This window comes from Arcobacter defluvii (genome assembly GCF_013201725.1).
GTDB lineage: Bacteria > Campylobacterota > Campylobacteria > Campylobacterales > Arcobacteraceae > Aliarcobacter > Aliarcobacter defluvii.
In genome coordinates this window covers 2,168,043-2,179,596 of sequence record NZ_CP053835.1, presented here as the reverse complement: position 1 = coordinate 2,179,596, position 11,554 = coordinate 2,168,043, and the positions used below count along the sequence as shown (strand labels likewise).

General features: G+C 27.0%; 9 protein-coding genes. All 9 read right to left on the bottom strand.

All coding sequences use genetic code 11. The annotated features are described in order from the left end of the window. Positions 1 to 4: 4 nt before the first annotated feature. The 9 genes from ADFLV_RS10885 to ADFLV_RS10845 all read right to left on the bottom strand — a co-directional run bounded on the left by ADFLV_RS10885 (position 5) and on the right by ADFLV_RS10845 (position 11,453). On the bottom strand, positions 5 to 634 hold the full coding sequence (locus ADFLV_RS10885; RefSeq protein ID WP_129011214.1) for a class I SAM-dependent methyltransferase: 630 nt from the start codon (positions 632 to 634) through the stop codon (positions 5 to 7). A 10-nt stretch (positions 635 to 644) separates the two neighbouring features. Next, a complete protein-coding gene (locus ADFLV_RS10880) occupies positions 645 to 1,664 on the bottom strand; it encodes an ABC transporter substrate-binding protein (RefSeq protein ID WP_228712380.1) in 1,020 nt (339 codons plus the stop codon). 9 nt (positions 1,665 to 1,673) lie between these two features. After that, entirely contained in the window at positions 1,674 to 3,746 is a 2,073-nt protein-coding gene (locus tag ADFLV_RS10875; protein WP_129011213.1) for a TonB-dependent receptor plug domain-containing protein, read from the bottom strand. A 27-nt stretch (positions 3,747 to 3,773) separates the two neighbouring features. Further along, entirely contained in the window at positions 3,774 to 5,699 is a 1,926-nt protein-coding gene (locus tag ADFLV_RS10870) for a TonB-dependent receptor plug domain-containing protein (protein ID WP_129011212.1), read from the bottom strand. Positions 5,700 to 5,713: 14 nt separating this feature from the next. Next, positions 5,714 to 7,792, bottom strand: coding sequence for a TonB-dependent receptor (locus ADFLV_RS10865; protein WP_172658796.1), 2,079 nt, complete (start codon positions 7,790 to 7,792; stop codon positions 5,714 to 5,716). Between the two features lie 63 nt (positions 7,793 to 7,855). After that, positions 7,856 to 8,614 (bottom strand): ABC transporter ATP-binding protein, encoded by a 759-nt coding sequence (locus tag ADFLV_RS10860; protein ID WP_129011211.1) that lies wholly within the window; start codon positions 8,612 to 8,614, stop codon positions 7,856 to 7,858. After that, complete coding sequence (locus ADFLV_RS10855; RefSeq protein ID WP_129011210.1) at positions 8,614 to 9,609, bottom strand: FecCD family ABC transporter permease; 996 nt, start codon at positions 9,607 to 9,609, stop codon at positions 8,614 to 8,616. The genes ADFLV_RS10860 and ADFLV_RS10855 overlap by 1 nt, the downstream gene beginning before the upstream one ends. Positions 9,610 to 9,832: 223 nt before the next feature. Beyond that, positions 9,833 to 10,864 (bottom strand): ABC transporter substrate-binding protein, encoded by a 1,032-nt coding sequence (locus ADFLV_RS10850; protein WP_014474818.1) that lies wholly within the window; start codon positions 10,862 to 10,864, stop codon positions 9,833 to 9,835. After that, a complete protein-coding gene (locus ADFLV_RS10845) occupies positions 10,854 to 11,453 on the bottom strand; it encodes a globin domain-containing protein (RefSeq protein WP_129011209.1) in 600 nt (199 codons plus the stop codon). Before ADFLV_RS10845 ends, ADFLV_RS10850 begins: the two co-directional genes overlap by 11 nt. Positions 11,454 to 11,554 lie beyond the last annotated feature (101 nt).

Genomic DNA, 11,554 nt, shown 5'->3' with positions numbered 1-11,554 from the left:
TTTTTTATTTTTTCATATAGAGCCAAAATCCACTCTCATTATCTATAATTTCAAAATATGTTGGTTTTAAATCTTTTATGATTTTTGGAAGAGTCTCTTTTTTTTCTTCCAATCTATCTTTAAAAGAGTTTCTCCAATTTGGTTCTTTTTCTTCCATTTTTTTTCGTATTTGATTTCTTAGATTTTTGTTTCCAAAACCACCACCAATATAAGCTTGACCTCCAATTTTTAAGATTCTAAAAATTTCATCATAAGCTTTAGACCAATCATCCCAAAATGGAGTTGAGCCACGACTTATAACTAAATCAAAGCTTTCATTTTCACAAGGAATATCATGAATATCACCAAATAGAAATGAACTACGATTAGATAGATTTTCATCATTTACATACTGTTTTGAAAGATTTAACATCTCAGGTGATTTATCAAAAAATGTGATTTGCATTTTTGTTTTTTTCGCAAAAGCTCTTCCTAATGCTCCAGTTCCACAACCTGCATCAAGGCATTTACCCTCAACTAAAGAGGTTTTTTCTATAATTTGTTGTGAAATAACTGGATATATTGGTGCAAAAATTTCTTTTACAATATTGTCAAAACCTTTAGGATCTTTTGCTCCTTTTATATGTGCATTCATTATTTTCCTTTTATAAATCATTTAAGATGTTTGATATTTGTTCATCTGTAATTGATACATTTAAAAATAGTTTATAAAACTTTTTGATTTCTTCATTTTTATTAAATATGTAATACTCTGGATATAAGTTTGCCATTAGCCATTGAAGTCCCAAAATTCTCATAAATGAAGGTGGTCTATCAAACCAATTAAATGGTTTTTTAGGAATTAAAAATACTTTATTATTTTTTACAGCTTTTATATCTTTCCATAGTTCAGAATTTTTTATATTTTCAAAAAATATTTTTTCTTGAATTAGTATTACATCGGGATTGTATTGAATAACTTTTTCCATAGAAATTTTTTCAAAACCTTTATGGCTTGAAGTTTGACATCTATGAATATTTACGTCTCCTACAATTTGTAAAAGTTCCACATGAATTGAATCATTACATTCTGTTGCAAGTCCATCTACACCTTGGGCATAATAAACTTTTGGACGTTTTTCATTAGGAATTTCCTTTAAGGTTTTTTCAACTTTATTAAAAACATTTTGTGTATAAGAAGCTAATTCTTCACCTCTTTTTTCTAAATTGAGAGTATCTCCTAAAAATTTAAAAATATTTGGATAATCAAATAGATTTTTTTCCTTTACATAAATAATTGGGGAGTTTAAAAGTTTTAGTTGTTCCTCTTCTTTTTGTGAAATTTCATCATTATGCGACCACATAAGTATTAAATCAGGATGTTGGGATAATAAAACTTCTAAATTTGCTCTTTGTCCTGTTCCAAAAACTCTTCCAATAACTGGAAGAGTTTTCATATTTTCACTTAAATACGGATAGTTTTTTGAATCAATTTCAAAAATCCATCCTGCAAGTAAAGATGAATCCATCGCATATAATGCAAGTGAGCCATAAGGTGATGGAGCATAAATCTTTTTTACTGTTGAGGGAATTTCAACCTCTTTATTGAACATATCAATAACTGTTTTTATTTGAGCTACTAACATAATTTGAAAAACCACACTTATAATAAAAATACGTAACATTATAAAGCCTTAAAATAATAGGCTTAATTCAGCACCTATTACTCTTCCTCTATCATAGTAATAACCTGTTGTATATCTAGTTGCATAGTTTTCATCAGTAATATTTCTTCCATAAAGTTTAAATATAGAATCAAAATTAAAGATTTTAAAATCTTTTGAAACATTTGCATCAACTCTTATATAATCTCCTAAGTCACCATTTGTAGAAGTTCCCATTGCACTAGATGAACTTGTATAATCACTAACTTTTTTAGCTGAAACATTAAATGTATAACTATCCCAAGTATGACTTATCATAGCTGTGTAAAGATCTCTTGGTGTATCAATACCAATACTATCTTCATTATCTGTTGTGTTATCTAACATTCTTGTATAAGAGAGTTTATATGTTGTTGCTCCATTTATTGTACCTTTTATGGCAAATTCTAAACCTTTTCTTCTTGAGTCTTCTTCATTATAATAATAGTATTCATTTCCACTTGAATCAGTGTAATATAGTGTATTCCCACTAGAATCTGTTGCAACACTTTTTTCATTTTTTATGTCAACATCAAAATAAGTTATCATTGGATTAAAAGCTTTTGAATATTTCCCTTCTATTCCAACTTCAAACCTATCTTGTTTCTCTTCATGAAGTTCAGAACCATCATTTGTAATTAAATCAAAATCTCCTCCACCTTCATTTGTTTTTAAATATCTAACACTAAGTGAATGTATATTGTCAAAGTTATACATCGCTCCTAAAGCTAGAACTTTTGCTTCAGGAAGGTCACTATTGTTATTAGCATCTTTTAAATTATTGTAGGAAGTTTGATTTTTTGCTGATGTTGAATGATCAATCTTTTTTTGATCAATTCTATATCCAGCATTTAAAATTAAGGAGTTATCAAATAATCCTTGCTCTATAGATATTGCACCACCATATACACTTGTATCATATGAATTATAGCTATATGATAAATTAGAACCATTACCTTTACTATTTGTTATTTGTCCTCCAAGTTGTATTAAAGTATCGTCAAAAGTCATATTATGTCTTAAACTATATGTTTTTGTTTTTTCTTCATAATCTTTTGCATTTGGAGTATATTCTGTATGTTTATATTCACTATTTGATAAACTAAATAGAGTTATTTGATTTTCATTCCAAGCATAATTACCATCAAGTGAAAGAATAGTTGTTTTTAAAGGGTCATAATACCATTCAACTGTGCTAATTGCTCCTGTTTTATCTACGCCTTTTTGAAATTCAAACATCCCTTCATCTTTATAACCCATAAGATTCATTTTTAATTTATTATAAGTAAATCCTGCATTTATCATACCTGATTTTGCATCACTTCCATCAAACCATTCATTATTACTAGGTCTATCATATCTTGATACCATCCCTCCAACAAATCCACTTAAATCATCAGATTTAGCAAAAGTTGTCCCTACATATATATTTTGACCATTTGCACTTGGATGACTTTCGCTTTTTTCATAGTATGTAGAAATAACACCTTCAGTTTTTTTAGGTTGTTTTGTTCTGATTATAATAAATCCAATACTATTTCCTGAACCACTATTTGATGCACCAATATCTATTGAAGGAGCTAAAGTTAAAGATGTTGAACTTTTAACTATTTGAATCTCTTCAATTGCACTCATAGGAAGTTTTACTAAAATTCTATCAGCAGTACCAGTTAAAATTGCTCCATCTAAAATATAAGTGATATTCCCTCCACCTCTCATATTTACAAAATATGGATGTTTTCTTCCTTGATAAGTAACATCTAATCCAGCAGTTTTATTTAATAAATCAAAAATATCTTTTGGATTTTGAGCTTTTATCTCTTCTTGTGTTATTACTTCTGTACCAAATTGTGCAGTTTTTTCAACCCTATAAAGATTTTTTGTACTTGATAGTTTTAAATCTTCTCTAGATTCATAATCACTGTAACTACTATCTTCTATATTGATTTGATCTATTGCAAAATTTGTTTCATCTGCTTGTAAAGTTGTTACATTATTAGCTAATAAAATTGCAGTTGTTGCAACTAAATTAAAAGTCTTATTTCTTAAATAATTGGTTTTCATTTTTTCCCTTTTTTTCAATCTAAATTGTTAGAAGCTATATTTCATATTGAAAAAGTATTCTCTACCTGGTTCATAAAATCCTAAATCATAGTAATAATTTTCATCAAATAAGTTTTTCACACCAGCTTCAAAAGTTATATCTTTATATTCATATGAAAGTTTTGTGTTAACAGTTGTAAAATTACTTTTATCGTAAGTATTATTTCTATATTGAAGATATATATCTTTTTCATTTTTCAAATTTGCATAAATATACAAATCTTTTAGGATGTCATATTTAGCATAAAGAAAGGTTGCATGTTTAGCTATTCCAGTTCTTTTATATTCGCTATCATCTCTATCTTCAATATCTATATATGTGTAGTTGATTCCTGATGAGAACTTATCAAAGTAACTGTTTAATTCTAGTTCAACTCCTTTGTGTCTAAAATCTCCAATATTCTGATTTTGAGTTAAACTACCAACATTTACTGATTGTATTGCATCTTTATAATCTGATAAAAATAGATTTGTTTTAACATCAAAGTTTGAAGTAAGCATATTTGAATAAGAAATTTCATAATGAGTAGCTTTTTCTGCATCTAAATCAGGATTAGCTAAACCTTCTCCCATTTTTTCAGAATATCTCTCTTTCATTGTTGGTAGATGAGTTTTTCTTGAAATTGTGAAGCTTACTTTTTGTTGTTCGTTTATGTCATAGAAAAGACCAATTTGTGGATTAAAACTATCCATACTTCCTATGTTGAAAGTTCCATCTTCATCCCAGATTTTATCATCATCTAATCTATCATAACTAATTCCTGTAACAAGTGCCAATGAATCAGTTAAAGAGTATGTATCTTCAAGTGCTAGAGAAACTGTTTTGTCTGCATAATCTTCATTTTTTACATCATTTTCATCATAACCTTTATGAGAATCATATTTATAACTAACAGAAGATACTAATTCATGATTTTTAAATGGCATACCAAATTCTACAGATGTTCCATAACTATAATCTTCATATCTACTTCCCCAAGTTACTTTTTTCCAATCTGTGTTATAATTTTCTAAATAATTATCAAATTTATCATAGAACCATCTAGTTTTTAGATAATTATCTCCCAATTTATTATCTGTAAAAGCATAAAATCCTTCTTTATCCCATTGTGGCCAATTCCAATATCTTGAACGGCTTAATGAATTGTCATCTATTGTAGTATTTTGTTGTTCTTTTTCACCATCAATTTTAGAATACATAATTGCATATTCACTCTCATCAGTTGGTGTCCAACCAGCTTTTAAACTATATTTTTTATCATTTGAACTTGAGTGAAGTCTTTCACCTTCTGGTTGATTTGAAGTTGCTTTATAATCATCAGATAAATCAAAATGGTCTCTATCTTTTATACTTCCAGAAAATTGTAAATAATACTTATCTTGTTTTGTCCCTAAGTTTAGAGCAGTTGTATATTGACTTAATCCAAAATCATTATCAAAAGTTGTACCAAGACTTATATCTCCTTCAAACTCTTTTGTAGGTTTTTTTGATACAAGATTTATAACTCCAGCCATTGTATTTGCACCATATTTAACAGATGAAAAACCTTTTGAGATATCAATTTTAGATAAATCAGCAGTTGTAAATCTTCCATAGTCAAAATTACCATCATAAGGAACATACATAGGAATACCATCCATAAATACAGCAACTCTTGTAGAATTAAAACCTCTAATAGAGATTGTTTTTTCAGCTCTTGCTCCTGTATTTGATAAATAAACACCTGATGTGTTACTTAATGCTTCTGAGATATCAGTATAGTTATGTAACTGAATATCTTCACTAAGAATTTCAGTTGAATTATTTACATCTTTTTGTTCACTGATGTCAATTTGTCCTAGTGTAAATTGTTCATTTTCACTAGCACATAAAATAGATGCTATTAGTGTTGAGTAGATAATTGTTTTTTTCATATTTTTCCCTTTTTTTAAAATTTAAGATTTATTGCTAAAGCACCATTTATTCCCGCTTCATTTGGTAAATAATAAGCAGTAGAAGAGGCTTTACTTAAGTGTTCTCTATAATTTTTATCTAAAATGTTATTTAATTCAAAAGAGATATTTGCTGTTTTAAAAATCCCAAAATTAGTAAAACCATAACCAATTGAAGCATTTGTAAGTCCATAACCTGAAGTTGCTTTTTCTCCATTAATACTTGAAATTTTGTCTTGATTATCAACTAATTCTTCTTCTATTCTCCAACTTAAACCTTTTGCTTTTTTTTGTGATAGACTTAAAGTTACTTTTTGTGGAGTTATATAAGCTAATGGAGTGTTATCATCTTTATTTTTTCCTCTTGTATATGTGTAAGAAGCTTCTGCATAAATATCATCAAATAGTTCATATCCAAGCATTAATTCAGCTCCATAAATAGAAGCTTCATCTAAATTTACAAATTGTTTTATAGGTAAATTAGCAGTTGTTTTATATCCTGTATTTACTAATTCAATATAATCTTTATATTCTTGATAATATAAAGCACTCGTATAATAAGCCTTACCAATTTGACCATCAGCTCCAATATCAATACCATATACTTTTTCATTCTCTAAATCTTGATTTGGTATTTGAGAACCATTACTTGGATTATTTCCATATTGTTCATTGAAATAAGGGGTTCTTGTTGCATTTGATAATTTCAAATAAGGTATAAACGCAGTTGAAACTTCATAACCAACAGTTGCACTAAGAGATACTAAGTTGTCTTTCTCATTTGTATTTTCTTTTACAATTTCACCTAAAAGTGCAGTTGGAATTAGTCCATCATTGATATATTTATTTGTATTTATATTAGAAGTTACATCTCTTTTAGCATATTCATAACCAGCAGCTAAGTTAAAAAATAATTTGTCATAATGAATATCATCTGCTAAAGATAGATTATAAGTCTCTATTCCACCACCAGTTATTCCAAATGCACTCATCCAACTACCCCAAGTTTTAGTATTGTAGTTGTAACTTCTTACTCCATTTGTAATATCCATATCAGAGTAAGTTCCTGCAAGACTTAAATAGTGATTTCCTAACTCTTTATCAACAGAAATTTTGATTCCTTCTGTTGTGCTATTTCTAAATAATTCTTGTTGTTCAGATATAGTAGCTTCTCTTTTTGTATTTAAATCATAATGAGATCTATTATTAAAATATTGAACATCAAAATTAGTAAAACCACCAGCAATTTCATCCTCTCTATAACCTATAAAATAAGTTTTTGCTTCATCATTTGGTCTATCTGTATATGTCCAAAATCCATTTGTAACATTAAACCATCTTGTATATGGATCTTGTGAATCTGCTTTATCTTTTGTATATCTTGTGTAGATATAACTATCATCTCCTGTTTTTATTGCAAAACTTCCATTATAATTTTGCGTTTCATATTCAGAGTGTAATATCTCATCTGAATTTCCATCTTCATAATTATCAAAATCACTCATTCCTGCACTTAATGAAACGTTGATTAAGTTGTTATATAAACTAGTACCTATTGAGCTTGTATAACCATCATTTGATAAAAATTCATATTTTCCATTTAAAAATCCAGATACTTTAAAATCTTGTGTTGAGTTAAATTCAGGTTCTTTGTATTTTACAACAACAGCTCCACTCATAGCTCCCATACCTAGTTTTGCACCATTTGCACCTCTATAAACTTCAATTTCAGATACATCAGTCATACTAAATAAATTTGTTGAATCATCATGTCCTGCATTTAATCTCATACCTTCTATAAAAACAGGAACACCTTTATTTCCTCTACCTCTTATATATGGTTCTGATGCATAAGAACTTGATTTTTTAAACTCAACATAAAACTCTTTATCTAAAGCATCATTCATTGAACTAACAACTTTTTCTTCAACATTAATAGTTGATTTTGAACTACTTAGTGATTCTTCTAATAGTGTAGAATCCTTGATTTTAATCTCTTCAATCTTTGTATTTTGTGCTGCAAAAGCAACAAAAGCACACATTTGAATAGTGATTAATGATAATTTTATTTTCATATTTTTCCTTTTATTTTCTATGTTTCTTTATATATATTTATATATAACGCTATTTAAAATTTTTTAAATAGCCATACAAATTTTTCTATCATGCAAATGTTCAATTTTTGATTTTAAATTGTAAACTTTTTCAATATTTTCTTCATTGATAATATCTATTGGTTTACCTTTTTCTAAAATTTTTCCTTCATTTAAAAATATTGCTTCATTTGAAGCAAAAAAAACATGGTCTGGATGGTGACTTGTTTTTATAAAAGTTAAATCTTTTTTAGATAACTCTTTTATTTTATTTAGTAGTTTATATTGATTTCCAAAATCTAAACCATTAACAGGCTCGTCCATAATAAATATATCTGCTTGTTGAGCGATAGCTCTTGCTATTAAAATCAACTGTTTTTGCCCACCACTTAAAGTTGTATATATTTCATCTTTTAAGTTGGCAATCCCCATTATTTCCAAAGCTTCTAAAGCAATCTTTTTATCTTCTTTATTAAAATTAGAAAAGAGTGATTTATAAGGCATTCTTCCCATTAAAACTACATCTTTTACTAAGTAGCCAAATGCACCATTGTGAATTTGAGGAATGTAAGCAACTTTTTGGCAAAATTCTTTTATTTTTATTTCTCTTATTGGTCTATTTTCAAAATAAACTTCTCCAGAATTTGGTTTTAAAAAACCTAATAAGATTTTTAATAAAGTTGTTTTCCCACAACCATTTGGACCTAAAATTGAGATAATATCACTAGAATTAATCTCAAAATTAACTCCTTTTAGAATCTCTTTTTTACCATAAGAAAATTTTAAATTCTCAACTTTAAACATTAAGCCCATCCTTTTTTTACATTTTTTAAAGCATATGCAAAAAATGGAATACCAATAAGCGAAGTTAAAATTCCTATAGGAATTTCCACACTAAATAAAGTTCTTGAAATATTATCAATGATTAAAAGATAAATTCCACCAAGTAGGGCACTAATTGGTACAATAATCATATTATTTGAACCAAATAATAATCTTGCAATATGAGGAATTACAAGTCCAACCCAACCAATCATTCCAGCAAGTACAACAGTAAATGCACTTATAAATGTTGCAATTAAAATAATGACAAAACGAATAAGTTTTACATTTATTCCTAAACTTCTTGCTTCTTCATCACCAAGACTTAAAATATTTAAATATTTTGATAAAAATATCATTAAAAAAATCCCAAGTAATATAGGAATAGTTACTATATAAATAGTATGTTTATCAATTAAAGCTAAACTTCCCATAAGCCAATAAACTATCGCAGGAAGTTGGTCATAAGGGTCAGCCATATATTTTGTAATTGATAAAAGTGAGCTAAAAAAAGCAGAACTTACTACTCCACCTAAAATCAGTAAAATTATTTGATTTTGTTTATTAAACATTGAAATAAACAAAGCAATAAAAACTGCTAAAATTCCAAAAATGAAAGAAGAAGCTTGAATGAAAAGAAAATCTTTAAAAAAAATCATTCCTAAAGCTGCTCCAAAAGAAGCTCCTGATAATACTCCTAAAATACCAGGAGATACCAAAGGATTTCTAAACATTGATTGAAATGCAACTCCTGAAATTGCTAAAGATGCACCTATTAAAATAGCACCAACTATTCTTGGAAATCGTATTTCTACAATTATGTTTTGTATCAATTGGGAATTTGGTATATTTTCAAATCCCAATTTGTACAATAAAAATTGAACAATTTGTTTTATTGATAAATCATATTGTCCTAAAGTTAGTGAAAATACTGAAAGTATAATAAGAATTATAAATAATACTATAATAGCTTTCATCGTAAGTATTCACCAAAATATTTATTATATTTAAAATTAAATAACAATCTTTTTCCCCCTGATTCTGTTTTTTTAATCTATTTAAGATTTATTATAAAAAGCTATAAAAAATCTTTTCATTTTCAAACTAGATACATTTTTCGCTGTTTATAGTAATATACAACGAAAAAAAAGTCAATTAAAACAACATAAAACCTGTATAAAAAATATCATTTTCTGAATTTTATAAAGCACCTTTTGAAATATTTTCTAAAGTTTTTTCATCTAAATCAAAATTAAAGAAAAGTTTATAAAACTTTTTAATTTCTTCTTTTATATCTTTTTTATAATAATCTTTATACATAATAGAACTTAACCAGTGAATACCTAGTAATCTCATAAAAGAGGGTGGTCTATCAATCCAATTAAATGGAACTCTTGGTACTAAATATACTTTTTTTTGTTTTACTGCATCTAGCATTTGCCAGTTGGTATCTGTAAAAATTTGTTTATAAAATTGGGGAGATTGAACAATAATATATTCTGGATTTGCTTTTAAAATAGTTTCAAAACTTAAATTTTCCATTCCAACAATATTTTTTTGTACACATTCAAAAATATTTTTTGCTTTAATAAATCTAAATTGTGTTGTATGAAAAGAATCTTGACAATCACTTTGTAAACCATTGTGTCCTTGAGCATAATAAAAGCTTACTTCTTTGTCTTTTGAAATATTTTTTGTCATTTCTTCAATATAATTTAAAGTCTCTTCTGCATAACTTGCTAACTCTTCACCTCTTTTTTGATTATCAAGTAATTCTCCTAAAAATCTAAAAGTTTGGGGTGTTTTAGGTAAATTATCTGCATCAATCATAACAATTGGAATATCAATTTTTCCAAGGCTATTTTCGACTTTTTGGAATAAAAAGTTATTTTGCCAAGCCAAAATAATTTGAGTATTTAAACTTAAAAGTTTTTCTAAATTTGCACCTTTTTGATTTCCATGCCAACCACCAATAACAGGAAGATTCATAAAATATTTTCCTAAATATTTTTCATCTGCAATATTGTTTTCATTAATTGCTGGAAAATTTAATCCAACTAATAAATTTGGATTATATAATGCAACTAAAAATGTTGTAGGCGGTGCTGAACCAAATATTCTTTCTATTTTATTTGGAACTTCAACCTTTGTATTACTCATATCTACAATAGTTTTTGAATACAAAGAGATATTAAATATTATAAATAATAGAAATAAAAATTTAGTTTTCATCTTTCTCTCCTTTTTCAAATTCATGAGCAATATCTTTATAAGGGTATCTTTTAGGTGCTTCCATCATAGTTCTTCGATTTATCATTCTTAAAGATAAAGATTCAATCCATTCCCAAAATTCTTTAATATATACTTTTGGAAAATTCACTTCTTTTAATGTTTTTTTATAAAACATTAACCATATATCTCTTGCTTGTTCATCTATAGAAAATGGAAAATGTCTTGATCGAAGATGAGGATGTCCATATTGTGAAGTATATCTTTCTGGTGCTCCTAAAGCTTCCATGAAAAATTCCGCTGTTCTATTTGTTACAATTTCAAACATTTCATCATTTTGAGAAAAAAGATGACCAATAGAACTTTTTTTTAATAGATTATGATGATGAAAAACCATTTTTTTTATATTTTCTTCTCCAAACTCTTTAAAAATTGTTTTTGGAGGAAATGGTACTTCTGGATAGATAAAATCAATCATGATAGGTTTTACACCATCAGCATTAAATTTTTGTGTAGGATCACAGTTACTAAAACTTTTTATATCTGTGATTGTTTCGTGTTTTAAATTAATGAATACATTATTTGGTTCCATTTTATTCCTTTACTTATTATATTGATGTGAAAAATGTAAATAGTAAGTAAATGAATTACGTAGTATATTTAAATAAATAACGCAAGTCAATAGAATAAACT